The sequence below is a fragment of the Candidatus Eisenbacteria bacterium genome (genome assembly GCA_020847735.1).
GTDB lineage: Bacteria > Eisenbacteria > RBG-16-71-46 > RBG-16-71-46 > RBG-16-71-46 > CAIXRL01.
The window spans coordinates 1-23,416 of the sequence record JADLBL010000027.1; the positions used below are offsets into that span (position 1 = coordinate 1).

At 72.7% G+C, this 23,416-nt stretch carries 21 protein-coding genes; 6 read left to right on the forward strand and 15 right to left on the reverse strand.

Going from position 1 to position 23,416, the window contains the following annotated elements:
* Positions 1-165: 165 nt before the first annotated feature.
* From IT347_14680 to IT347_14705, 6 genes are all read right to left on the reverse strand, one after another.
* A complete protein-coding gene (locus tag IT347_14680) occupies positions 166-1,038 on the reverse strand; it encodes a GNAT family N-acetyltransferase (protein MCC6350830.1) in 873 nt (290 codons plus the stop codon).
* An 81-nt stretch (positions 1,039-1,119) separates the two neighbouring features.
* Complete coding sequence (locus IT347_14685) at positions 1,120-2,376, reverse strand: NnrS family protein (protein ID MCC6350831.1); 1,257 nt, start codon at positions 2,374-2,376, stop codon at positions 1,120-1,122.
* The gene (locus tag IT347_14690; GenBank protein ID MCC6350832.1) at positions 2,373-3,215 is read right to left on the reverse strand and encodes a helix-turn-helix transcriptional regulator; all 843 of its coding nucleotides are present in this window, start codon (positions 3,213-3,215) and stop codon (positions 2,373-2,375) included. Before IT347_14690 ends, IT347_14685 begins: the two co-directional genes overlap by 4 nt.
* 62 nt (positions 3,216-3,277) lie before the next feature.
* Complete coding sequence (locus IT347_14695; GenBank protein ID MCC6350833.1) at positions 3,278-4,012, reverse strand: methyltransferase domain-containing protein; 735 nt, start codon at positions 4,010-4,012, stop codon at positions 3,278-3,280.
* Between the two features lie 121 nt (positions 4,013-4,133).
* Complete coding sequence (locus IT347_14700) at positions 4,134-5,309, reverse strand: kynureninase (protein MCC6350834.1); 1,176 nt, start codon at positions 5,307-5,309, stop codon at positions 4,134-4,136.
* Positions 5,310-5,335: 26 nt separating this feature from the next.
* Positions 5,336-6,118: a tryptophan 2,3-dioxygenase gene (locus tag IT347_14705; protein ID MCC6350835.1), complete on the reverse strand. Its 783-nt coding sequence runs from the start codon at positions 6,116-6,118 to the stop codon at positions 5,336-5,338.
* 128 nt (positions 6,119-6,246) lie between these two features.
* Between IT347_14705 and IT347_14710 the strand changes: the two genes are divergently transcribed.
* Both IT347_14710 and thiL read left to right on the forward strand, forming a co-directional pair.
* On the forward strand, positions 6,247-7,479 hold the full coding sequence (locus tag IT347_14710) for an MFS transporter (GenBank protein MCC6350836.1): 1,233 nt from the start codon (positions 6,247-6,249) through the stop codon (positions 7,477-7,479).
* A complete protein-coding gene (thiL, locus tag IT347_14715; GenBank protein MCC6350837.1) occupies positions 7,469-8,518 on the forward strand; it encodes a thiamine-phosphate kinase in 1,050 nt (349 codons plus the stop codon). The genes IT347_14710 and thiL overlap by 11 nt, the downstream gene beginning before the upstream one ends.
* Here thiL and IT347_14720 read toward each other — a convergent pair.
* The 3 genes from IT347_14720 to IT347_14730 all read right to left on the reverse strand — a co-directional run bounded on the left by IT347_14720 (position 8,509) and on the right by IT347_14730 (position 11,005).
* On the reverse strand, positions 8,509-9,465 hold the full coding sequence (locus IT347_14720; GenBank protein MCC6350838.1) for a hypothetical protein: 957 nt from the start codon (positions 9,463-9,465) through the stop codon (positions 8,509-8,511). The two genes, thiL and IT347_14720, sit on opposite strands and share 10 nt — an antisense overlap.
* 42 nt (positions 9,466-9,507) lie before the next feature.
* Positions 9,508-10,230, reverse strand: a complete 723-nt coding sequence (locus IT347_14725) for a methylated-DNA--[protein]-cysteine S-methyltransferase (protein MCC6350839.1) — start codon at positions 10,228-10,230, stop codon at positions 9,508-9,510.
* A gap of 91 nt (positions 10,231-10,321) precedes the next feature.
* Complete coding sequence (locus IT347_14730) at positions 10,322-11,005, reverse strand: isoprenylcysteine carboxylmethyltransferase family protein (GenBank protein ID MCC6350840.1); 684 nt, start codon at positions 11,003-11,005, stop codon at positions 10,322-10,324.
* 144 nt (positions 11,006-11,149) lie between these two features.
* On the opposite strand from IT347_14730, the gene IT347_14735 reads away from it, so the two are divergent.
* On the forward strand, positions 11,150-11,695 hold the full coding sequence (locus IT347_14735) for a DUF2231 domain-containing protein (GenBank protein ID MCC6350841.1): 546 nt from the start codon (positions 11,150-11,152) through the stop codon (positions 11,693-11,695).
* Positions 11,696-11,737: 42 nt separating this feature from the next.
* Here the strand turns inward: IT347_14735 and IT347_14740 are convergent, their stop codons facing one another.
* The 4 genes from IT347_14740 to IT347_14755 form a co-directional block, all read right to left on the reverse strand.
* A complete protein-coding gene (locus tag IT347_14740) occupies positions 11,738-13,081 on the reverse strand; it encodes an aspartyl protease family protein (protein ID MCC6350842.1) in 1,344 nt (447 codons plus the stop codon).
* Positions 13,078-14,265 (reverse strand): amidohydrolase, encoded by a 1,188-nt coding sequence (locus tag IT347_14745; protein ID MCC6350843.1) that lies wholly within the window; start codon positions 14,263-14,265, stop codon positions 13,078-13,080. Before IT347_14745 ends, IT347_14740 begins: the two co-directional genes overlap by 4 nt.
* Before the next feature lie 136 nt (positions 14,266-14,401).
* Positions 14,402-14,953: a hypothetical protein gene (locus IT347_14750; protein MCC6350844.1), complete on the reverse strand. Its 552-nt coding sequence runs from the start codon at positions 14,951-14,953 to the stop codon at positions 14,402-14,404.
* Positions 14,954-15,288: 335 nt separating this feature from the next.
* The gene (locus tag IT347_14755) at positions 15,289-16,755 is read right to left on the reverse strand and encodes an OmpA family protein (protein ID MCC6350845.1); all 1,467 of its coding nucleotides are present in this window, start codon (positions 16,753-16,755) and stop codon (positions 15,289-15,291) included.
* A gap of 258 nt (positions 16,756-17,013) precedes the next feature.
* Between IT347_14755 and IT347_14760 the strand changes: the two genes are divergently transcribed.
* The 3 genes from IT347_14760 to IT347_14770 all read left to right on the forward strand — a co-directional run bounded on the left by IT347_14760 (position 17,014) and on the right by IT347_14770 (position 20,890).
* Positions 17,014-17,925 (forward strand): ABC transporter ATP-binding protein, encoded by a 912-nt coding sequence (locus tag IT347_14760; protein ID MCC6350846.1) that lies wholly within the window; start codon positions 17,014-17,016, stop codon positions 17,923-17,925.
* Positions 17,922-19,109 (forward strand): ABC transporter permease, encoded by a 1,188-nt coding sequence (locus IT347_14765; protein MCC6350847.1) that lies wholly within the window; start codon positions 17,922-17,924, stop codon positions 19,107-19,109. The genes IT347_14760 and IT347_14765 overlap by 4 nt, the downstream gene beginning before the upstream one ends.
* Positions 19,110-19,360: 251 nt before the next feature.
* Positions 19,361-20,890: a hypothetical protein gene (locus IT347_14770; protein ID MCC6350848.1), complete on the forward strand. Its 1,530-nt coding sequence runs from the start codon at positions 19,361-19,363 to the stop codon at positions 20,888-20,890.
* Positions 20,891-20,923: 33 nt separating this feature from the next.
* On the opposite strand, the gene map is transcribed toward IT347_14770, so the two are convergent.
* Both map and IT347_14780 read right to left on the reverse strand, forming a co-directional pair.
* Positions 20,924-21,670 (reverse strand): type I methionyl aminopeptidase, encoded by a 747-nt coding sequence (map, locus tag IT347_14775; protein ID MCC6350849.1) that lies wholly within the window; start codon positions 21,668-21,670, stop codon positions 20,924-20,926.
* A 141-nt stretch (positions 21,671-21,811) separates the two neighbouring features.
* Positions 21,812-23,332 carry an OmpA family protein gene (locus IT347_14780; protein MCC6350850.1) on the reverse strand — a complete coding sequence of 507 codons (1,521 nt, stop codon included), beginning with the start codon at positions 23,330-23,332 and terminating at the stop codon, positions 21,812-21,814.
* Between the last annotated feature and the right edge of the window lie 84 nt (positions 23,333-23,416).

A 23,416-nucleotide genomic window follows, 5' to 3' on the forward strand; every position in this document is an offset into this window, starting at 1 on the left:
ATGAACCGTGAGCCGAGAGTGACGGATGCCCGTGAAGCGCAAGGAGCAGGGCTGGCCAGCGACGCAGTCGTGTCGGTGACACGTCGAGGAAGCTGGCCAGCCCTGCGACGCAGCGATTCGCGGGCAGGCGGCACTTGCAGGCCATGGGCTCATGAACAGGTCGGGCTAGGACGGGTGGACGAAGAAGACCGAGGCCCACGCGAGCCGGTCGGCGAAACCGAGGCGATGGTACAGCGAGATCGCGGGCGCGTTGGTGTCGTTCACGAACAGGCATACGTCGCGCGTTCGTTCCTGCAGCCGCACGCAAAGCTCCGCGAGCGCCCGGCGCGCGACCCCCTGGTTGCGCCACGGCGGCGCGGTCCAGACGCCCGAAACCTGCGCGGCTTCGGACGTCAGGGCGCTGATGCTCGCGCGGAAGACGAGCCCGCGGTCGTCGCGCCACACGTACGTGTGGCCGTCGCGGCATTCCTCCTCCGTCCGGCGTGCGTAGGCGACCGGGTCCTCCTCGCGCGGATCCTCGAGCAGCTCCTCGGCCCGCAGTTGCGCGCCGGATTCGTAGACCAGCGCGTAGTCCTCGCGCTGCGCCGGCCGCAGCTCGGGCAGGCGGGGGATCACCGGCAACGCGCCCGGAGCGAGCGCCATGTAGATCTGGCGCCTTCGCAGGCGCGGCTCGAGCCCGCCTCCCGGGTAGGTCTCGAGCAACCCCGCGACGGACGGTTGGGCGCCGATCACCTGGAAGCGGGGCGGTGTCCCAAGCGGCGACGCGATTTCGCCGAGCAAGCGCAGCGCTTCGCGGTCGTCGCCGATGGGCAACACCGCGCCCGAGCTGCCGCCGAGGTAGAGCAGCGCGGTGAGCCGCCCGCGACGGCTTGCCGCCCAGCAGGTGTGTCCGGGGCGCGCGAAAGCGTCGCGCAGCACGAGCGCGACCAGGTAGACGTTCGCGACCGGATCGCTGTCGAGGAAGGACAGCGCTTCGGGGGCGTCACGCGGCTGAAGCCGTCGGACCTGGATGGCCGATGTGTCGTCGGAAGGGGGCATGGCGCGGGTCCCGCGCCTTCGCGGGCACGCGACTCTACGACGCGGGCGCGGCCGCGGCCAGCGCCCGCGGCCGCCCGCCGCTCAGCGCTTCGGAGCGCCCGGCGGCGTCATCATGCGGCGCCGCGTCCGGCGAATGCGGGGCCAGGCGTGCGCGATCCACCAGACCCAGGCCACCACCCACGCACCCGCCGCGAGCGCGTCGCGCCGCAGCGCCGCGGGGGCGGCCCCGTCGGCGGCCAGGCGCAACACCAGCGCGACCGCGACCGCGTGCAGGGCGACCGGGCCGAGCACCGCGCCCTCCTCGCGCATCTCGTGCCCGCCGTGCGACACCACCACGCGCGTGGCGATCGCGAGCGTGAGCAGGCCGTAGCCGCCGATGAACACGACATGCCACGCGGTGACCTCGTAAGCGGGCAGGGCCGCCGCGGCCACGAGGCCGAGGGCGACGCACCAGCCCGCGACCCAGAGCGCCCACGAGAGCGCGACGCGCCGCCCCGGCGGACGCCACAGCTTCCAGGCGAGCATCGTGCTGACGAGCCCGGCGATCGCGCGGGACCAGGCGCCAAGGGCGGCGGCGCCGCGCGCCTCGCACACGAGCGCGAACACGAGCAACGCGCCGATCGCCAGGACGAAGACGCGACGCGGCAGCCGCTGGCCCGCGCGCGCGACGCCGACGATCGCGAGCGGATCCTTCATCATCGCGAACGTCGGCACGAGCAGGCCGCCGAGCCCGAGAACGAGCGCCGGCATCATGCCGCGGGACACCATCCGCAGCGCGAACCGGGGCGCGGGCTCCACGAGCAGGCCGGTCGCGAACAGCGCCTGCGCCAGCCCGGCCAGCACGCCGAGCACGACGCCCAGGCCGACCAGCAGGAACTCCTCCGGAGGAGCGGCCCCGCCGAATCGCACCCGGCGCGCGAGTGCGACGAGGGAGAAGAGAAGCGTGAGGCCGAACGCGAGGCCCGCCGCGGCCACCAGCCCGGCCGCCTGAAGCCCGCCGAACCCGACCGCTCCGGCGGTCACGACCGCGAGCTCCCAGGGGCGGCACTTCTCGCCATGGGTGAAAGCGGGCAGCGCGGTGAACAGGAAGCCGGTCACGAAGCACAGCTCGAATCCCTGGATCATGAGGCCGGCGTGCATCGGTCCCGGCCACGGCGAGGGCATGACCGCGGCCACGAGCCAGGGTGCGGCTCCGGCGATCGCGAACAGCGCCCCGAGCGGGAACAGCACGCGGTAGGGCTCGAGCGCCGGGCGGAGGTCCGGCGGCCGCGGCTTCACCGACTCGAGTGTCGGCGCGTCGATCGGGGCGATTCGGAGGGGGACGGCGGGACGGTTCACGACCGGACGTCGGGCAGGAGCAGATCAATGCGGCCGATGACGGCCGCGAGAATCTGCGAGGCGGATTCGAGACCCGCCCTGCGGAGCGTCTCGGGGATCGGTCCGCCCGCGAGAGTCACCCCGCGCGCGAGCTCCAGGCGGTCGTTCCAGTGCAGGACGTAGACGGCGCGAGGCGCCGGCTCGCCGACCGGCTCGCGCGTCACGATGGCCAGGTATCCGCCCGGCAACGACACGCTCGCGGCCTGGGGCTCTTCGAGCGGGAAGGCGAACGGCCGGCGCAGCCGTTCGAACCGCTCCCGCGCGAGGCCGGAGTCGTGGCCCCACAGTCCCGGGTCGAGGCTCAGGGTGTTGATGATCATTTCGGGCAGCGGGCGAACGCCGTCGCCGGGGTCGCGCGGCGTCGCCAGCACCGGGATGCGCAGTCGGCTGCCGTCGCGGACGGTGGCGCCGGGGCCCGTTGCCGGGGGCGCCGACACGGATCGGGCCGCCGGCGGGGGAGAGCCGAACGGGTTTCGCAGCTGCTCCCAGGCCCGCAGCATCGCCTCGTGGTCCATGCGCCCGGTGCGCCCGCGGCTCTTCGCGCGGGCCCAGGCACGATAGGTCGCCTCGAAGGCGCCGTCTTCGAGCGCGTGCGCGATGCGCGCGGCGACGTCCTCGCTCGGCACCTTGCGGCCGCACTCGATGTTGAACAGGAACGAGGGCGCAAGGCCGCTCGTGGCCTCGCTCAGCCGCTTGAACGACCAGCCCAGCCCGAGTCGCCGCTGGCGGATCCTGCCGGCGACCGGGTCGTCCGGGCTCGCCCGCCGAGCGGGCTTCGGTCGGCTAGCCGTTTCCGTCATGGCGGCAACCTACGCCATTCTCCATAGGGATGCCAGCCGGCGGAGTCATTCGCCCGCTGGACTCAAGCCGGCCGGGAAGCCTCGAAGACCAGCGTCTCGAACGCACCCATGTCCTCGTCGCCGACCAGCCTCCCGTGGGACTCGATCCCTCGCAGCGCCTCGTGCTCCGAGACTCCGGGGCATGCGCGGCGGATTCGCGCGAAGCCCGCTTCCCCGAGCGTCATGGCCAGCAGGTCGCCGTCGTACAGGAACTGGTGACCCCAGCTCCGAAACAGATTGTTGATGACCAGGGAGGGCCTGCACGGCTGCTGTCCGTCCAGGTAGCGGTCGGTGACCCAGCGCACGTAGCGCATCCCGCGCGGATCGTCCTGGTGGCCATACAGGTGCACGAACATTTCGAGGTCCGGCGTCGCGACGCGCAGCGTTCCGCCGGGCCGCAACACGCGCCGGCACTCCGAGAGCATGAACCGTCCCTCGGGCCAGCGGATGTGCTCGATCATGTGCTCGCTGAAGACGTAGTCGAACGACGCGTCCGCGAGCGGGAAGGGTTTCGTGACGTCGAGGTAGGCGACGCAGGCGGAGGCCGGCGCCAGATCGGTGTTGAGCCAGCCCTCGAGCAGCGCGGGCCCCGCCCCCAGGTGCAGCTTGCGCACCGGATGCGATCGAAGGTACGCGTCAATCAGCGACTGGCGCGCTCGCAATTGGCTCAGGCGACGCGGTACCGACGTCAGGCTTCGCGCATCCCTGGCGAGCCCGACGATGGTCTGCGAACGCCGAAGAATCTGCCGGACGTTCATCTGGACCCCGGGGCGGCCGGCCGCGCATGGCGGGGGGAAGGCTCGCCGCGCGGCACCCATGAGCTTCGGCCGCACCGGCGCCCAGCGTCAATACCGGAAATGTCCCCAGGGCCGTCCGTCACTACCCCCTCACGACCTCCGCGAGCCCCGCCAGGGCGGCTTCGAGCTGCGCGTCGGACAGGTACGGGGCGGGGCCCAGGCGCAGCGCCTCTCCCCGGGTGTCCGTCCAGACGCCGAGCCCTCGCAGGGCGGCCGAGAGCTCCGCCGCACGCGGTGAGCGCAGCGCGAGGAACCCGCCCATGCCGGCCGGCGGGGTGCCGCGATCGCGGGTCACCACCCCGGGGTCGAGATTCAGGTCGTCGAACCCGGCGGCCAGCAACCCGACCTGGTGGAGGCTCGTTTCACGCAGGAATGCCGGGCTCAGACCCTGCTCGTCCTGGAAGGCGAATGAGCGCGCGCCCCGGTAGTGGGAGACGGGATCGTACGTGGAGCCGGCCCAGCGCCCCGGCCCCGCGCCGTACGGAACCCCGGCGGCGGGCCGGGAGGCGAGCAGCGCGAACTCGCTGAACCAGCCGGTCAGGACCGGCCGCAGATGCTCGCGGGCCGGCGGCACGCGCAGGAAGCAGCAGCCCTCGCCGAGCTGGCAGTACTTGTAGCCGCCGCCGGTGACGAACGCGTCTCCGAGTCCGTCGGCGTCGAGGTCGCAGGGGACGACGTTGACCTGGTGGTAGGCGTCCACCAGCAGCTCGGCCCCTTCGCGCCGGCAGGCCGCGAGCAGGCGCGAAAGATGCGGCACGATCTCGGCCGTCTCGAACAGCACCGACGAAACCAGCGCGGCGGCGGTGCGCGAATCCACCTCGCCCGCGAGCCGCTCGGCCAGCGTCGCGACCGGGCGCGCGGGCAGCTTCACGACGTGCAGCCGCCCCGTTTCGCCGAGCCGGTCGAGCTGGCGGCGCAGCGTGTGGAACTCGCCGTCGGTCGTGACCAGCTTCGGCCGGGACTCGAGCGGCAGCGCCGACAGGAAGCGCGTCACCAGCTCGTGCGTGTTCTGGCCGAGGGCGATCTCCTCCGCGCCGGCGCCGAGCCGGCGCGCGAACCCGGCGCGCACCAGCGACGCCTGTGCGAACGCGCGCTCCCACTTCCCGTCCGCCTCGCGGGCGGCGTCGTCCCAGGCCTCGAGCTGCGCCTCGCGCGTGACGTCGGGCCACGCCTGATGCGAGTGCCCGGTGAGCAGCACCCGCTCGCCGACACGGAAGCGTCCGTAGTGAGCGGCCAGCGGATTCGGCGTGCGCCGCAGCGCCGCGAGCGTGATGGACGGAGGGCTCACAGCTGCGACCGGATCTCCCACAGGTCGGGGTACAGAGGTCGATGGAGCGTCGTCATCAGGTAGGCCGCGCCCGAGGAGCCGCCGGTTCCGGGCTTCGAGCCGATCGTGCGCTGCACCATCTTGACGTGCCGGTACCGCCACTCCTGCAGGCCCTCGTCGAGGTCCAGCATCCGCTCACAGAGGCCCGCGGTCGCGACGTCGCTCCGGTAGACCTGGACGAGGACGGCCTGGAGCTCCGGCGAGGGTTCGATGGGAGCGCGCACGTCGCGGGCCAGCAGCCCGGGGGGAACGGCGTAGCCGCGGCCGGCGAGCATGCGCAGGAACGCGTCCCACAGCGTGGGGCGTTCGAGCCGCGCCTGCAGGCGGCGATGTGCGTCGCTGTCCCGCGGGTAGCGCTCGAGGGCGGCCGCCGTCTTGTGTCCAAGCGCGAATTCGAACTCGCGGAACTGGTACGACTGGAACCCGCTGCCGGACTCGAGCCGTTCCCGGAACGACAGGAACTCAAGCGGCGTCATGGTCTCGAGCACGTCAATCTGCGCGACCGCGACCTTCAGGATGGTGAGGATGCGCCGCAGCGTTCCGAGGGCGCGCCCCTGGCCGGGCCGGCCGAACTCCGCGGCGAGGAAGTCGGCCTCGTGGAGCAGCTCCTTGAACCACAGCTCGTAGACCTGGTGAATGACGATGAACAGCATCTCGTCGTGCTGGGGGCCGTCGGAGAGCGGCTGCTGGAGCCTGAGAAGCTCGTCCACCTTGAGATAGCTGGTGTAGGTCGTCGCCATGAAAGTGGTTCCCTCGTGTGCTCGGGAGGTCGCCGGCCGCCGGCCCGCGCGGGGCTCCGGAGACAGGCGTCGGCCGGGAATCTAGCGGCTGATGCCGAAGCGCAGGAAGTCCACTAGGCTGCCCGACCATGGCGCCCGCCCGAGTCGAAAGCCCGCAGGCCGTCACGCCCGGCCGCATTCCGCCCAACGTCGTCGCGCTGGGCTGGACCTCGCTGCTGACCGACGTTTCGACCGAGATGCTGACGCCGATCCTCCCGCTGTTCGTCACCGTGACGCTCGGCGCGTCGGTCGTGAGCCTGGGTGTCATCGAAGGCGTCGCCGAGTGCGCCGCCTCGGTGTTGCGCCTGTCTTCGGGCTGGCTGTCGGACCGCATGGGAAGGCGCAAGCCATTCGCGGTCTTCGGCTACGCGCTCAGCGGCGCGGCCAAGACCTCGATGGCGCTCGCCTCGACCTGGGGCTTCGTGCTCGGCATGCGCTTCACCGACCGGCTCGGCAAGGCGCTGCGCACGCCCGCGCGCGATGCGCTGCTGGCGGACTCGGTCGCGCCCGCGGACCTCGGCCGCGCGTTCGGCCTGCATCGCGCCATGGACACGCTCGGCGCCGCGATCGGCCCGCTGCTCGGCTGGTGGCTGCTGTCGCACTGGCAACGGCTCGGGAGCGAAGGCTACCGGCGGATCTTCCTCGTCTCGGGGATTCCCGCGCTCCTTTCGGTCCTGGTGCTGGCGCTGATCGTGAAGGCCGCGCCGGCCGCGCCGCGCATCGCGCGCTCGGTGCGCCACCAGGCGGGCGCGCTCGGGCCGGCGTTCCGGCGCTTCCTGATCGTGGACGCGGTGTTCCAGCTCGGCAACAGCAGCAATGCGTTCGTCCTGCTGAGGACGCAGTCGGCCGGCTGGAGCGCCGGCCAGGTGTCGCTCGTCTACCTCGCCTACAACGTCGCCTTCGCGCTGCTCGCGCTCCCCTTCGGCCGCCTGTCGGACCGGGTCGGGCGCCGCCCGCTGCTGTGGGCCGCCTACGCGGCCTACGCGGCTTCCTACTCGATGCTCGCCCTGCACGCGACCCGGTGGGGCGTCGTCGCCGCCTTCCTGCTGCTCGCGCTGCACAGCGCGCTCATGGACGGGCAGGCGAAGAGCCTGATCGCGGATCTCGTGCCGCGCGACCTGCGCGCGACCGCCTACGGCGTCCACGCCACGGTCGCGGGTCTCGCCCTGCTGCCCGCGAGCATCGTCGCCGGCGCGCTGTGGGAGGGAGCCGGCCCGGCGGTGACGTTCCTGCTCGGCGCCGCGCTCGCGGCGGTCGCCGCGCTGCTGCTGGCCGTGCTCCTGCCGGCGTCCCGCGAGTGGGGGGACCGGCATGCCGCCTGAGACGCCGGGCGAGTTCGAGCGCATTCGCGGGATCGTGGCCGCGCTTCCGCGCGGCGAGGGCGTCGTGCTCGGCCCCGGCGACGACGCGGCGGTGTTGCGACCGCACGTCGGCCGCGACCTCGTCGCGACGACGGACGCGTTCGTCGAGGGGCGGCACTGGGACCGCGGACTGCTCGACGTGCGGGCGATCGGCCGCCGGCTCGCGGTCGCGAACCTGAGCGACCTCGCCGCGATGGCGGCGCAGCCGCGCTGGGCGCTCGTTTCGGTGGGTGCGCCCGGGCGCGCGGACGCCGGAGAGCTGCGCGAGATCGAGTCGGCGATGGCGGAGACGCTGTGGCAGGACGGCGCGGCCGTCGTGGGCGGCAACCTGTCGGCGACGGACGGGCCCGCCTGGTTCAGCGTGACGCTGCTCGGCGAGGTGGAGCGCGACCGGTACTGGAGCCGCGCCGGCGCACACGCGGGCGACGTGCTGGCGGTGACCGGACACCCCGGCCGCGCCGCCGCGCTGCTCGCGCTGGCGGCGGCGACGAGCCCGCCATCGCCGCGGCATGCGCCGCTGGGTCTGCTCGAGGCGTTCGCCCACCCGCCGAGCCGGGTGCGCGCGGCCGCGGCGATGGCGAAGTCGGGGGGCGTGAACGCGGCGATCGATTTTTCGGACGGGCTCGCGGGCGACCTCGGACACCTGTGCTCCGCCAGCGGGGTCGGCGCGGTCGTGCTGGCGCGCAAGCTGCCGGACGACCCGCAGCTCGTGCAGGCGGCGCACGCGCTCTCGGCCCTGCCCGTCCCGGCCGGGAACGATGCGCCGGCGTCGCCCGGCGACTGGATCGAGCGCCTGCGCTTCTCGCCCGGGGACGACTACGAGCTGCTGCTGGCGATCGAGCCCGGGCGCTTCGACGCCTGCGCCGAGGCCGCGCGTGAAGCGGGCACGCCGCTCTTCCGGATCGGCCAGTTCACGGCGACGGCGGGGGCGCTGCTGCTGCAGCGCGAGGACGGTCGCGAGGAGCCGCTGCCCGGCCGGGGCTACGAGCACTACCGGTAGAGGCTCTTGATCCGACCCCAGGTCGTGCCGAACGTCGGTGTCGCGCAGTTGCCGTCGCCGCCGAAGTTCGGCGTCGAGATCTCGTGCCACTGGGCCGCGCCGTACTGCCCCGGCTGGCCGCAGAACTCGATCGAGTGGCCCGACGCGACGTTGAGGATCGCGGCCCCGGCGGCCCAGAAGCCGGCGGCCTGCGCGGTCGCCTCGTTCTCCTGTCCGCCGGCGCCCCACTGGACGAAATCGATCATCTGGTCGGCGTTCGCGAGCGACGTGTAGATCGTGTTGGGCACGTAGAGCGCGACCGAGCCCTGATCCGGCAGGTTGGTGATCGCGGGCAGGTAGAGGTCCGTCGCGCTGTTCGTGCCCGTGGTGTTGCAGTGCAGCACGACCCGCCCGCCGCCGGCCACGACGATGTCGGTGGACGCGCCGATCTGCAGCGTCTGCACCGCGAAGCCCGCGACCTTGAGGCGGTACTTGCCGAGGTTTCCGGCCGCGCCGAGGTTCGCGATTTCGATCAGGTCGAGGTTTCCGGCGGCGTTGAACTGAACCTCGGTCAGGCGGAAATCCGCGACGCCGGCGGCGCCCGAAGCGACGAGGTTCAGCGTCGCCGCCATCTCGGGGACATGCGGCTGGCAGTAGTAGGGGCGCGAGCCGGTGACCGTGGACTTCCACGAGAAGGTCGCGCCCACGGGCGAGAAGCCCGTCGGGCTCGAGTTAAAGAGGCCGTCGCCGGTGAGGATCGGATCGGTGTTGAAGTCGCCGCTCGTCACCGTGTGGGCTCCGCCGGTCCAGACCCAGACGATGTGGTCGCCGAGGTTGGCGCTCGCGCTCGAGGGCGTGAAGGCGTAGTTCGAGACGTTCACGCGGATCTGTCCGGCGCGGAGCGCGTGCGGAAATGCGAGCGCGGCGACGAGCGCGGCGACGGCGGGCAACGGCCAGCGGTTCCTCATGGATGCTCCTGTGGGGTGGCCACCGGCCGGACCGGGATCAGTTCAGGTGGCGCGGGTCTTCGAAGGGGCCGGTGCGGCGACGCGGCGCGCGGCCTTCGCGGGCGGCGCGCTTCGCGCCGCCGGGGCGGCCGCGACGCCCGCGGGGCGCCGGCGCGCGGGCTTCGACGGCTTCTTCGCGCGCGGGCGTGCGGCCGGCCGGCTCACCTTCACGTGGAGTTGTTCGATGACGCGGTCGCCGTCCACGTCCTGCAGGCCGCGAAAGCGGGACTCGAGCGCGAGCAGCGCCTTCTTGCGCGGCAACCCGCCGGCGTAGCCGACCAGCTTGCCGTCGGCGCCGATCACGCGATGGCAGGGCACGACGATGACGAGCGGGTTCTGGTTCGCCGCGAGCCCGACGGCGCGCGCGGCCCGCGGCTCGCCGATCGCCTTCGCGATGTCGCCGTAGCTGCGCGTCTCGCCGTAGGGAATCCCGGCGAGCGCCCGCCAGACGCGGCGCTGATGCTCGCTGCCGGCCGGATCGAGCGGCACCTGAAACGTCTTGCGCGTTCCGCAGAAATACTGTTCGACCTGCTCGACGAGCGGTCGAAGTTCGCGGACCGAAGGCTCCCACGTGGCGCCGGGATGGTCGTTCGCGTGCGCCGCGATCATGCGCTTGAGGCTCCTGCGCTCCATGTATTCGACATAGCGCAGCCCCCGCTCGGTGGCCGCCAGGAACAGCAGGCCGAGCGGCGCGGGCGCCGACATCACATGGTAGAGAATGCGCATGGCGCGGCAGTCTAGTGGATATTCCCCGATTCGGCACCACGGTTCGGACGCACCAGCGGCGGGCGACGAACGCTGCCTTGCCGGCGCCGGCCTAGCCCCGGCGGCCCGGTCGCGGCAGGAGCGCGCCGGTGCGGGCCGCGTAGCGCGACCACTCGTCACCGAAGCGCACCGCGAGCAGCTTTTCCTCGCGGCGCACGCGGGCGAGCTGCGCGACCAGCATGAGCGCGGGCGCCGGCAGGGCGAGCGCGCTGCCGAAGGCGACGGACCCGCCGAGGCAGGCGAGCAGCGCTCCCAGGTAGCCCGGGTGCCGCACGAACGCGTAGGGCCCGCCGGTCTCGAGCGTGTGTCCCTTCTGCAGCGCGACGAGCGGCGAGAAGCGCCGGCCGAGCCGGGCCATGGCCGCGATGCGCAGCCACAGCCCGGCGGCGACCAGCGCGACGCCGCACCAGGAAACGGTGTTCGCCCAGGGCAGCGTGAACAGGGCGTGCGCCGCGCCGTAGGCGCCGAGCGGCGCGGCCACGAGCGGCAGCACGAACAACGCGAGCATCACGGGCGGATCGGGGCTCGACGCGGTGGCGTCCTGGCCGCGCACCGGGCGCAGCAACGCGAGCGTGAAACCGGCGAGGCCCCAGACGACGAGCAACGCGAACGCGCGCGGGTCGCGCAGCAGCAGTCCGGGGTCGCCGAGCCCGAGCGCGAGCAGCGCCGCGTCGAGCGCCAGCACGACGAGCGCCGAGACGACCGAACGCAGCGGATGGGGACGGGGGGCGTCCACGACGCGGGAGACTAGAGGACTTCCGGCGAATCGGCATCCGCCACCGGGCGCCCTTGCGTCCCTCCGCGCCGAAACCCTACGGTCCTGCCCGGGATTTCCGCGCGACCGCATCCGCAGCCCACTTCTTCAGGAGAGCGAAGCGTCATGGACCTTCTCGGCCGGTTCCACCCGCAGATCGTGCACACGCCCGTGGCGCTGCTGGTCTTCAGCGCCTTCTTCGCGATCGTCGGCCGGCTGTTCGATCGCGAGTGGGTGCGCAGGACGTCGGTGCTGCTGCTGGTGTTCGGTTTCCTCGGGGCGTTCGCGGCGGTGCAGTCCGGCCAGATCGCGCACCGTGTCCCCGAGCACGAGCAGGGCGTGCCGGAGGACGCCATTGACGGGCACGCCGCGTGGGGGCGCTACACCCTGTGGGCCTCGGGGGCTGCGGTCGTGGCGTACGTCGTGGCCTCACGCCTGGCCGGCGGAGCGGCGGGCGCCGTCTCGGCGCTCGCGCTGATCCTGCAGCTTGCGGCCGCGGCGCTCGTCGGCGTCTCCGGCTTCAAGGGCGGCAAGCTGGTCTACGACTACGGCGCCAACGTGCGCATCGGCGGAACGCTGGTGCGAAACCCCGGCGCCGACAACCACCGCAGGGCCCCCGGCTCGGGGGCAGCGGGTGGCGAACGCGAAGGCGGGGCGCAACAACAGCCGTAGGCGCGGCCGCGCGCCACGCGGAGCGATGCGCGCCGCCGCCGATCAGCGGCTCGCGAACACCATCTCGTGCTTCGCCCAGTCGAACGTCACGCGGCGACCGCGGAACCATTCCGGACCGAGCACGCCGTCGAGGCGCGCGCCCTCGCTCCACGCCTCGCCCGGATCCATCGCGCCCATCCAGCCGCTCACGCGGTCGCCGACGACACCGCCCAGCGCGAGCGTGGGCACCGGCACCTGCGTCCACGGCCGGCCCTGCATGAGCATGCCGGGGCCGCGCATCAGATTCGCCATCTTGCCGGGCCGCAGCCCGAGCTCGTCGAAGACGTCCGCGGGGCCGCCGAAGCCGGCTCCCGGCAGGCCGGTGCCCACGATCATGGACACGCGCCGCCCGCCGCCGATCGTGCCCCAGGCGACGAGCTGGTTCTCGGTCCAGCGCTCGAACGGGACGCGCTGTCCCGGCGCCGTCACCGCCGCGCCGGGCCGGGCCAGCTCGATCCTCTGGGCGCGAAAGTCGAGGGTCACGCCGAAGTGCTCGAGAAAGTCCAGGCCGATGACGAGCCCGATGTCGCGGCCGAGCGGGTTCACGTCGATGCTGTAGCGGTGGAGTGACGTCGCGGCGAGCGGAACGTTCGCCAGCCCCATGTGCCCCAGCTCGAGCTTCCGCGCGAGGGCGTTGCTCGCGGCCACGCGCGAGCCCAGCCAGAAGACCGCGCGCTCTCCGGCCAGCCGCTCGACGCCGTTGGCCCGCATCGCCGACGGGTCCACGAGGACGCCGGGCGAGCCCGGGTCGATCGCCGCGAGCACCACGTGTCCGTTCAGGCGCGCCTTGACGATCGGCACGGGAAAGGAGCGGACGAAGCCGATGGCGTCGGAGTCCGGTCCCGGCAGCAGCTCGAAAGCCTGGACTTCCTGAAGTCGCTCGAGCAGCGGCACCCGGCCCAGGTCGCCGACCGCCTCGGCCAGCGCCGCCGCGCCCTTCCAGTCGCCGGTGCGCAGGCGCGCCGCGTACAGGTCACGCGCGGCCCCATCGGCGGACCCGGCGGCGACGAGCAGGCTCTCCGCCTCGGGAACGTGATGGCGGTAGAGCGCGATCTTGCCCAGGCCCGCGAGCGCCGCAGGGTCCGCCGGGCGCACCGCGAGCACCCGCTGCAGCACTCGTTCGGCGTCGTTGAAGCGGCCGAGCCGCACCAGCAGCTGGCCGAGCGCGCCGAGGCGGACGGGGTCCTCGCCGCGCCCGACGGTGTCGCGTGCCGCCTCGCGCAGCAGTGACTGCGCGTCGCGCCAATTGGTCGGCAGGTCGTCCTGCGAGCGGGCCGCGGGGACGAAGGCGGCCGCGAGCAGCAACGCGATCAGTGCGGGCAGGACGGAGCGGAGCCGGGTCGTCATGACGCGAGGTACCTCTTCGCCGTGCGCAGGAGAACCTCGGCGCCGATGCGCAGGGCGTCCTCGTCCACGTCGAACTTCGGGTGATGGTGGTCGTGAACGAGCCCGCGCGACTCGTTGCGCGAGCCCACCGCGATGAAAACGCCCGGGACGCGGGCGAGGATCGCCGAGAAGTCCTCCCCGCCCATGGTGCGCACGTCGTCGCGCACCCGTTCGGCTCCCACCACCTCGGCGGCGGCGGCGCGCGCGTGGGCGCACATCGCCGGATCGTTGACCGTCGGCAGGTTGCCGCGCTCGAACAGCACGTCGGTCTCGCAGCCCATGGCCTGCGCCACGCCCTTCACCACGCGTTCGAACTGGCCCGGGATCGCCGCCCACAGGTCGCGATCGAAGATCCGGATGGTGCCGTTCATCCACGCGCTCTCGGGAATGATGTTGAACGCCGTGCCCGCGCGCAGCTGCGTGACGCTCACCACCGCCTGCTGGAACGGATCGGTGTTGCGCGACACGATCGACTGCAGCGCGGTCACCATGTGCGCGAGGCAGACGACGGGATCGCGGCTGACCTGTGGCATCGCTGCGTGCGCGCCGCGGCCGCGAACGGTCACGGTGAACTCGTCCACCGCCGCCATCCACGGCCCGGCGGTCACCCCCACGACCCCCACCGGCAGGTCCTGCCAGACGTGCAGGCCGAAGGCGGCGTCCGGCTTCGTGTCCTCGAGCAGGCCGTCCTGGATCATCGCCTCGGCGCCGCCCTTGGGGCCGCCGAGCTCTTCGGCGGGCTGGAAGACGAACACGACGTTGCCGGCCAGATCCTTCGCCCCGGCGACGAGCCTGCGCGCGACCGCGAGCAGGATGCTGACGTGGCAGTCGTGCCCGCACGCGTGCATCTTGCCGTCGGCCTTGGAACGGTAGGGGGTTTCGTTCAGCTCGTGGATGGGCAGCGCGTCCATGTCGGCGCGCAGCAGCACGGTCCGTCCCGGCCGCGCCCCGCGGAGCGTCGCGACCACGCCGGTGCGGCCCACCTGGGTGCGCGGTTCGAGTCCCAGCGCCCGCAATCGGGTCGCGACGATGCCCGAGGTGCGCACCTCCTCGAAGCCGAGCTCGGGGTGCTGGTGCAGGTCGCGACGGACGGCGATCAACTCGTCGGCGTCGGGTCCCGTGAAACCGGGCGTGGCGATGGTCATGAACGGGCCTCGGGTGGTGGCCGGGAGCGAACGGCGATGCGCGGCGCATCTTGCCATCGCTGAGCGGCCGCCACCAAGAAGCGCCGCGGGCCGGAGTCGCCTCCGGCCCGCGCGTCCGCCCGAAACCTGCCGCGGACTACCAGCCCGCCTTGCCGTCCGTCTCGACGCGATAGGTCGAGAAGTGCGAGAGCGGGGCCGTGATCGAAACGGTCGCGAGGTTCACCGACACGCCGCCGCAGCGTTCCCAGCTCGAGGAATCCGGGTTCCACCAGGACAGGTACGACAGCGACACCAGCGTGGGCTCCATCGGCCTGGCGTCGGCGACGAGCAGCACCGGAACGAGGAAGCGGTTGCGCTCCTCGGGCGTGATGCTCAGCTCGACGACCGGCCTGGTGACGTCGGGCTGGCGCACGGTGACGATGGCGTCGCCCGAGAGCGCGCCGACCGGGATCACGACCCGGAAGTTACCCGCCGCGACGGTGCCGCCGAGCAGGGCGCGCACGTACTTGGACCGCGAGACGCTTACCGCCGGCGCCGGGGTTTCGGTCGAGGTCGAGTCGGTGTTGCCCGAGGGCGGACCGCCGGCCGGAGGCTCCGCGGGCGAGGTCGGCAGGCTCGAGCAGCCCGCCACGAACAGTCCCGCGGCCAGCACCAGCGAAAGCGCGCCAAGCAGGGGTCGGGTCGTCACGTTCGGGTTCCTCCGGGGTTCGCTCCAGGCGCTCCGCCGGCGATACGGGCTTCGGCGGGGCGTCTCATGCCGGACCTGTAGCGCAACGACCGTTCCCCGCGGGGCACGCCGGCGCCGTGCGCCCCGCCCGGCGTGCGATTCGCAACCTCCGTTGGCGGCGAGGAGCTTGCGGGCGCGCCTCGCGCCCCGCGAGGCGGGCGCGTGCAGGACGCTCTCCGCGGCCATGGCGGTCGCTGGGGCGACAGCCGCAGCCGCTGCGGGATTCGCCCCGAAATAGCGGCGGGGCCGCGGCATTGCTGCCGCGGCCCCTTGCCGTGCGGAGAGTTCGATCGGCGCTACTTCGTGAGCAGCTTGCGCTTCTCGATTTCCTTCTTGAGGACGTCCTTGTTGGTCACCACGAACTCGACGCGGCGGTTCTTCGCCATGTTGAGCGCGTTGTTGTTCGGGGCGATCGGCCGCGACTCGCCGTAGCCCTTCGCGGTCAGCTGGTTCGGATCGATGTCCGGGAAGGTGGTCAGCAGGTACGAACGCACCGACTGCGCCCGGGCCTCGGACAGCTTCTGGTTCGACGCCGCCGTGCCGCGCGAGTCCGTGTGCCCGCCGATCTCGATGTTCAGCTGCTTCCACTTGCGGAGCACCGTCCCGACCTCGTTGAGCGCCGGGTAGGAGTCCGGAAGCAGGTCGGACTTGCCGGTCTCGAAGTTGACGCCCTGCAGCCGGATCATGCCGGTGTCGAGCAACTGCGTTTCCTTCTCGGTCACTTCGATCGGGCAGCCCTCGGAATCCACCTTGAGGCCGGCCGGGGTGTTGGGGCACTTGTCAATGCCGTCGAAGACGCCGTCACCGTCGGAGTCCGTCGGACAACCCTTGGCGTCCACCGTCGCGCCGGTCGGGGTGTTCGGGCACTGGTCGAGGCCGTCGAGCACGCCGTCGCCGTCGGAGTCCTTCGGGCAACCGGTGACGTCCACCGTCGCGCCCTTGGGCGTGTCCGGGCACTTGTCGATGCCGTCGTAGACGCCGTCGCCGTCGGAGTCCTTCGGGCAGCCCGAGGCGTCCACCGTCGCGCCCTTGGGCGTGCCGGTGCACTTGTCGAGGCCGTCATAGACGCCGTCGCCGTCGGAGTCCGTCGGGCAGCCGGTCGCGTCCACGGTCGCGCCCGCGGGCGTGTCGGGACACTTGTCCTTCTTGTCGGGAACGCCGTCGCCGTCGGTGTCCTTCGGCGTGCCGCCCCAGGCGAAGTCGAGTCCTGCCCACAGCTGCTGGTCGGCCTTGTTCGAGCGCGTCCAGTGCTCGTGCGGAACGCTGAGGACGTTGCGGCCCTCGAGCCGCAGCGCCATGTGGTCGCCCATCCACGCGCGCCAGCCCAGCGCCTGCTCGAAGGTGCCGAAGTGCGACTCCTCGACGCCGGTCACGTCGGTGTCGTAGCGGACGTAGCCGCCGCCGGCGGCGAGGTACGGCCCGCCGATGTTCCAGGTGACGGGCGTGAACATCAGGTTGCCGGAGACGTTGAGGACCGTCGCCTCGTCACCGCGGGCGTTGTCCTCCTTCGGCTTCGAGTACGCGCCGGCCGCTTCGAGGCCCCACCAGGTGTTGAGGCGCGCGCCCACCCGGGCGCCGAAGACGGGCGCGTCCTTGAGGGGTGCGTCGGTCGGATAGAGATGCTTGTCCGAGAAGAGGCCGTAGCCCGCCATGGGAGTGATCCAGTAGAGGCTTCCCTCCGGAGCGGCGGCGCTCGCGATGCCGGCGGCGAACGCGCAGGCACCCGCGAGCAGGAACGTAGTGAGTGCGATACGGAAGCGCATGGGGTCCACCTCCTGCGGGCCGAGAGCTGCGGAACTCGAAGTCGTGCGAGGTGCGGGTCCGTTCGGGGCCGGACGATAGGCGGAACACCCGCAGGCGGCAAGCCGGGCGACCCGCGGGAGGCGCCGGAACACCGTTCGTCCGCCTCGAAGGACCGTTCGGCGCACGCGCCTCGCCGGCGCACGCCGCCGCGGGCATCCTGCCCCTCCGACGCCGCGAACCCGATCGGTTCGCACGGACACGGGGCGGAGGAGGCCGGCATGGCGGTGCTGCAGATCGAGGAGGCCCGGAGGCGCTTCGGCGCCACCGAAGCGCTTCGCGGGTTGTCGCTGGAGCTGCGCGAGGGCGAGTTGCTCGCCCTGCTGGGACCGAACGGCGCGGGCAAGACCACGCTCGTGCGCGCCCTGGCCGGCCGGCTGCGGCTCGACGGCGGCGTGCTCACGCTGCTCGGCCGCGACCTCGCGCCGCACACGCCGCGGCCGGAGCTCGGCATCGTGCCGCAGGAGATCGCGGTCTATCCGTCCCTCACCGCCCGGGAGAACCTCGAGGTCTTCGGCCGCCTGAGCGGGGTGAGCGGGGCCGCGCTCGCGGAGCGCGTCCGCTGGGCCCTCGAGTGGACCGGGCTCGGCGACCGCCCGAAGGCGCAGGCGGGAACGTTCTCGGGCGGCATGAAGCGCCGGCTCAACATCGCCTGCGGCGTGCTGCACGAGCCGAAGGTGATCCTGCTCGACGAACCCACGGTCGGAGTGGACCCGCAGAGCCGCGAGCGCATCTTCGACATGCTGGCGGTGCTCCGCGCGCGCGGCGCCTCGCTGCTGCTCACGACGCACGACCTCGCCGAAGCCGAGGCGCGCTGCGACCGGATCGTGATCGTGGACCACGGCCGCGCGGTCGCGGCCGGCAGCTTGTCCGAACTGGTGGCGCACGCGGGCCTTGCCGGCCGGCGGGTGCGCGTGCGACTCGAACGGCCGGCGATGGCGGCGCCCGAGGGCTTCACCCTCGCCCCGGGCGGCCGCGAGCTGGACGCCGACGTCGCCGACATCGCCACCGACCTGCCCGCGCTGCTCGCGCGCGTGCGCGCGGCCGGACTCGCGGCGCAGGATCTCGAGGTGCGCTCGGCGACGCTGCACGAGGTCTTCCTCGCGCTCACCGGAAAGGAGCTGCGCGAATGATCCGCATCCTGGCGCAGGTGGCGTGGAAGAAGCTGATGCGGGACCGGGCGGCGCTGATGCTGGTGTTCGTGGTGCCGGTCGTGTTCTTCACCATCTTCGCGATGATCTTCGGCCAGCAGGGCGGGCCGAGCACGCGGCGCGTGGACCTGCTCGTGGTGGACGAATCGCACACGGCCGTGAGCGAGCGGCTGGTGGCGGCGCTCGCCGCCGACCCGGGCCTGCGCGTGCACACCGCGTGGCGCGCCGAAGGCACGCGCGACACGACGAGGTTCCCGCTCACCCGCGCGCGCGCCGAGCAGCTGGTGCGCGAAGGCGAGTGTTCGGTGGCGATGGTGCTGCCGGCCGGCATCGACACGTCGCTGTCGCGCTTCGACGGCCGGGGCGAGGCGGTCGTGCTGCTGACCGACCCCTCCGACCCGGTCGCGCCGCCCATGGCGGCCGGGCTGCTGCAGCGGGCGGTGCTCGCCGCGGGCCGCGCCGAGGCCGCCGAGTTCGGGGCCACCGGAGCTGCGACGCCGGTGGAGGACCTGATGCCGGCCCGCACGCGCGTCGAGCAGGTGGTGGGGCGCGAGCGCAAGCCCAGCGGCTTCGTGTCGTTCTACGCCGCCGGCGTGGCCGTCATGTTCCTCATGTTCAGCGCCAGCGGCTCCGGCGGTTCGCTGATCGAGGAAAACGAAACGGGCACGCTCGAGCGCGTGCTGTCGAGCCGCGTGAGCATGACGCAGCTGCTGCTCGCCAAGTGGCTGCACATCGCCGGGCTGGGCGTGTTGCAGATCACGATCATGTACGTGTGGGGCGCGCTCGTCTTCGGGCTGCCGCTCGCGGACCACCTGCCGGGGTTCGCGGTGATGACCGTCTTCACGGCCGCCTGCTGCGCCTCGTTCGGGCTCGTCATCGCGACGCTGTCGCGCACGCGACAGCAGCTGCAGGCGCTCGCCAACCTGATCATCCTGACGCTGTCGGGCATCGGCGGCAGCATGTTCCCCCGGCCGCTGATGAGCGAGGGCATGCAGAAGTTCTCGCTGGTGGGCTTCAACGCCTGGGCGCTGGACGGCTACCTCAAGGTCTTCTGGCGCGACCAGCCGCTGGTGGCGCTGTGGCCGCAGCTGCTCGCGCTGGCGCTGTTCACCGCCGGCTTCTTCTGGCTCGCGCGCCGGCTCGCCGCCCGCTGGGAGAGGGACTAGTCGGGCCGGGCTCGAGCACATCGGCCACGGCGGGACCGCGGCCCGCTTGCTCGGCATCCTGCCTCGCCGCGCTGCATCCACTCGGGCTCCCGCCATCCATGGCTTCGCCCTCGTCGGACGCACCGCGGTCCCGCCCTGGCCGATTGGTCCGAGCCCGGCCCTCCCGACGCGTCGGACGTTGGGCAGGCGGCGCTCGCGCGCGGTAGCATTGCCGGTCCCGACGCCCGATTCGCACCCGGAGCCGCGCCCGCATGAACCGCACCCGCCGCCCGCGCGCGGCCGCTTCCGCCACCGCGCCCGCGGCGACGCCGTCCACCGCGCTGCCATGGCTCGACGTGCGCGGCCCCTTCCTCGTGCCGGCGCTGCTGCTGCTGGCCACGCGCCTGTGGATGGCGAGGCTGATCCCGGTCGCCGCCGAGGACGCCTACATCACGTTCCGCTACTCGTGGAACTTCGCGCACGGGCTGGGCGCGGTCTTCAACCCCGGCGAGCGCGTCTTCGGGTTCACCTCCGCGCCGTGGATGGCGTGGGTCGCGCTCGGTCTGCGGCTCGGCCAGGACCCGGTCCTGTGGACCCGGGTCTCGCTCGTGGCGGCGGACCTGGTGACGCTGTTCGCGCTCGGCGCGCTGCTCGAGCGGCACGCGTCGCGGCGCAGCGCCTGGTGCTTCGGCGCGTTCTTCGCGCTGTGGCCGTTCTTCGCGGCGATGCCGGCCAGCGGCCTCGAGATGGGCGCGATGCTGGCGCTGATCTCGCTCTCGGCCTGGCTCGTGGACCGGCGTCACCCGCTCGCCGGCGCCGCGATCGGCCTGCTCGGCGTGTTCCGTCCCGAAGGACTGGTCGCCGCCGGGGCGCTCGCGATCTGGGCGGGCAGGCGCGACCGGCTGGTCGCGCTGGGCATCGTGGCGGCCGTCTTCGGCGTGCTGGCGCTCTACTTCGGCTCGCCGCTGCCGCAGAGCATGCTGGCGAAGGCCGCGATCTATGGCACGCCCGGGCCGGCGGCGTCACGCCACTGGTGGGACTGGGCGCTGCCGTTCACGTTCAACAACGGCCTCGCCAGCACCTCGGAGGGCAAGAACTTCTTTCTCGTCGCGGTGCTCGTCTCGCCGGCGGCGGCCGCGGGCGCCGTCGCGCTCTGGAAGGCGAGAACGACCGCGCTCGCGGCCGCGGCGGTCGCGGCGCTGCTCGTGTGGGCGGGCTACGTGGCGGCCGGCGCCGTGTACTTCTACTGGTACTTCATGACGCCGCTGTTCGCCTGGATCCTGCTCGCGGCGGTCGGGCTGCCACGCATGGTGAACGGCCCGTACGCGTACGTCGCCGCCCTGCTCGCGATCGCGGGGCACTGGATGTACGAGCCGCGGCTCTATTCCGGGCGGGCTGCCGTGGAAGGCAACGCGTTCGGAACGCTCGGCAACTATGTCGAACAGCGGGCGCGGCCGGGCGAAACGCTGATGCTCGAGCCGATCGGCACGATCGGCTGGCGCGCGCGCGACCTGCGCATTCTCGACGAGGTCGGGCTGGTCTCGCCCGAGGTCGCGCGGCGCCGGCGGCAGGGACCGGGCTGGTACGCCGACCTGCTCGCGGCGAAGCGTCCCGATTGGCTGGTCGTGCGGGCGGCGCTGCTGCGGCACGGCGAGGTGTTCACCGGCGTCGGCGCGCCCTTCCGATCGTTGCCCGAGCGCCTCGAGGCGATGGCGGCCTACGACACCGCCGCCGTGGCCGACACGACCGCCGGTGAGGACACGTTCGTGATCCTGCGCCGCAGGGACGGTCCGAAGCGCTGACGCCCGGGTGCGCCGGCGCGGTGCGCGCGCCCTTCAGGCCGCGGTCAGCAGCAGCGGGCCGCGCCGGGTGACGACGAGCGTGTGCTCGTGGTGCGCCGCGAGCGAGCCGTCGGCGGTGCGGATCGTCCAGCCGTCGGCCGCCTCGAACGCGTCGCCGCGCCCCATCGCGATGATCGGCTCGACGGTGATCACCAGGTTTTCGGTCAGCACCGCGGACGCCGAGGGATCGTCCCAGTTCGGCACCATCGGCTGTTCGTGGATCGTGCGGCCGATGCCGTGCCCCTGCAGGGCCGGGACCACCGAGAAGCCGTCGCGGCGCACCTCGCGCTCGATCGCCGCGCCCACCTCGCGCACGCGCCGGCCCGGGCGCACCTCCCGCAGGGCGCGTTCGAACGCGCGCTCCGCGCACGCCGCCAGCGCCAGCGCCCGCCCGGAGACACGGCCCACCGGCACGGTGATCGCCGCGTCGGCCATGTAGCCGTCCTTCTCGAACGTCGCATCGAGCTTCACCAGATCGCCCTCGGCGAGCCGGCGATCGGGCGAGGGGATGCCGTGCACGAGCTCGTCGTTGACGCTGATGCACGTGACCCCGGGAAAGCGGTAGACGAGCTGCGGCGCCGAGCGGGCGCCGTGCGCGCGCATGACGTCCGCGCCGATGGCGTCGAGCCCGGCCGTGGTGACGCCGGGAGCGACGGCGGCGCGCATCGCCTCGAGCGCGGCGCGCACGATCCGCCCGATGGCGCGCAGGCCCTCGAGGTCGCGATCGTCGTCAATGGACATGGGGAATCCTCCCGAAGCCTGCCGTCGGAACGAACGCAGCCTCGCGCGGCGTCCGGCGCGACGCAAGCCGGACGCGAGTGGCGCGCACGCGAAAGGGCCGGCGCGAACGTTCGCGCCGGCCCTTCGTGATCCGGACGGCCGCTACTGCTTCTTCGTCGTATCCGCGGGCGCTGGCGTCGGCGCCGGCGCGGCCGAACCTTCGCTCTCCTTGAGCAGGCGGCGCTTCTCGACTTCCTTCTTGAGCACTTCCTTGTTGATCACCGTGAACTCGACACGGCGGTTCTTCGCGCGGTTCAGGTCGTTCGTGTTCGGCACGAGCGGCTTCGACTCGCCGTAACCCTTGACGGTGAACTGCGCGGGCGGCAGCGCCGGGTACTTGCGCAGCATGTACGCGAGCACCGAGTCGGCGCGCGCCTGCGACAGGCGCTGGTTCAGGCCTTCCGAACCGCGCGAGTCCGTGTGCCCGCCGACCTCGATGCGCAGCTGCGGCCACTTGAGCATGACCGCCCCGACCGCATCCAGCGCCGGGTACGCGTCGGGCAGCAGGTTCGCCTTGCCGGTTTCGAAGTTCACGTCCTGAAGGCGGATGAGCCCGGTGTCGAGCAACTCGGTCTCGCGCTCCGAAACCATGATCGGGCAGCCGTCGGAGTCCACCTTCAGGCCGGCCGGGGTGTTCGGGCACTTGTCGAGGCCGTCGTAGACGCCGTCGCCATCGCTGTCCACCGGGCAGCCGGTGGAGTCGATCTTCGCGCCGGTCGGAGTGTTCGGGCACTTGTCGAGGCCGTCGAGCACGCCGTCGCCGTCGGAGTCCTTCGGGCAGCCGGTGGCGTCCACCGTCGCGCCCTTCGGCGTGTCGGGGCACTTGTCGATGCCGTCGAAGACGCCGTCGCCGTCGGCGTCGCTCGGGCAGCCCGAGGCGTCCACGGTCGCGCCCTTCGGCGTGTCGGGGCACTTGTCGAGGCCGTCGAAGACGCCGTCGCCGTCGGAATCCTTCGGGCAGCCGGTGGCGTCCACGGTCGCGCCCTTCGGCGTCGCCGGACACTTGTCCCTGCGGTCGGGCACGCCGTCGCCGTCGGTGTCGCGCGGCGTCGCGCCGAGCGCGAGCGTCAGGCCGGCGCCCAGCACGACGTTGTGGAAATGGTTCTGCGGGCCGAGGTTCTCGAGCGGCTTGAACGAAATGTCGCGCGCCTCGAAGCGCAGGCCGACGCCGTCGGTCATCCACAGCTTCACGCCGCCGCCGAACTCGATCGAGCCCGTTTCCCGCTTCTCGCCGGAGGACGGTTTGAGCTGCGCGTAGCCGCCGCCGACGAACGCGTAGGGCGTGCCCCAGCGGCGCTTCGCCGGCGAGATCACGAGGTTGCCCGAGGCGTGGAAGAAGTCGTATCCGAGCGCGCCGCTCGCCAGGTCCTCGGCCGTCGGCGTCGTGCCGGCGGCGAGTTCGAGGCCGATCCAGGAGCGCGTCTCGTAGCTCAACCGGCCGCCCAGGTAGAGGTCGTCGGCGAGCGGCACGTTGCTGCCCGGGTAGCGCAGCTTGGGATCGAACAACGTGAAGCCGCCGAAGGGCGACAACTCCCAGTGGGCTCCGATGGGTTCGGCGACCGCGGCCCCGACGCCGAACACGGCGGTCGCGAGCAGCGGCAGGAGCCAGAGACGTGCGCGCATAGAATCTCCTTGCGGTACGGAAGTGCGAAGCCCCGGCCGACGGGACTCGAAAGCCTGATTGAGCGTGGCGGCGCGCAGGTTACG

Coding starts and splice junctions, on each gene's coding strand:
- thiL (MCC6350837.1), top strand. CDS start 7,469: ATGCCGCCTGAGACGCCGGGCGAGTTCGAGCGCATTCGCGGGATCGTG.
- map (MCC6350849.1), bottom strand. CDS start 21,670: ATGTCCATTGACGACGATCGCGACCTCGAGGGCCTGCGCGCCATCGGG.
- IT347_14780 (MCC6350850.1), bottom strand. CDS start 23,332: ATGCGCGCACGTCTCTGGCTCCTGCCGCTGCTCGCGACCGCCGTGTTC.
- IT347_14770 (MCC6350848.1), top strand. CDS start 19,361: ATGAACCGCACCCGCCGCCCGCGCGCGGCCGCTTCCGCCACCGCGCCC.
- IT347_14695 (MCC6350833.1), bottom strand. CDS start 4,012: ATGAACGTCCGGCAGATTCTTCGGCGTTCGCAGACCATCGTCGGGCTC.
- IT347_14735 (MCC6350841.1), top strand. CDS start 11,150: ATGGACCTTCTCGGCCGGTTCCACCCGCAGATCGTGCACACGCCCGTG.
- IT347_14745 (MCC6350843.1), bottom strand. CDS start 14,265: ATGACCATCGCCACGCCCGGTTTCACGGGACCCGACGCCGACGAGTTG.
- IT347_14740 (MCC6350842.1), bottom strand. CDS start 13,081: ATGACGACCCGGCTCCGCTCCGTCCTGCCCGCACTGATCGCGTTGCTG.
- IT347_14725 (MCC6350839.1), bottom strand. CDS start 10,230: ATGCGCATTCTCTACCATGTGATGTCGGCGCCCGCGCCGCTCGGCCTG.
- IT347_14755 (MCC6350845.1), bottom strand. CDS start 16,755: ATGCGCTTCCGTATCGCACTCACTACGTTCCTGCTCGCGGGTGCCTGC.
- IT347_14705 (MCC6350835.1), bottom strand. CDS start 6,118: ATGGCGACGACCTACACCAGCTATCTCAAGGTGGACGAGCTTCTCAGG.
- IT347_14720 (MCC6350838.1), bottom strand. CDS start 9,465: ATGAGGAACCGCTGGCCGTTGCCCGCCGTCGCCGCGCTCGTCGCCGCG.
- IT347_14710 (MCC6350836.1), top strand. CDS start 6,247: ATGGCGCCCGCCCGAGTCGAAAGCCCGCAGGCCGTCACGCCCGGCCGC.
- IT347_14690 (MCC6350832.1), bottom strand. CDS start 3,215: ATGACGGAAACGGCTAGCCGACCGAAGCCCGCTCGGCGGGCGAGCCCG.
- IT347_14680 (MCC6350830.1), bottom strand. CDS start 1,038: ATGCCCCCTTCCGACGACACATCGGCCATCCAGGTCCGACGGCTTCAG.
- IT347_14765 (MCC6350847.1), top strand. CDS start 17,922: ATGATCCGCATCCTGGCGCAGGTGGCGTGGAAGAAGCTGATGCGGGAC.
- IT347_14760 (MCC6350846.1), top strand. CDS start 17,014: ATGGCGGTGCTGCAGATCGAGGAGGCCCGGAGGCGCTTCGGCGCCACC.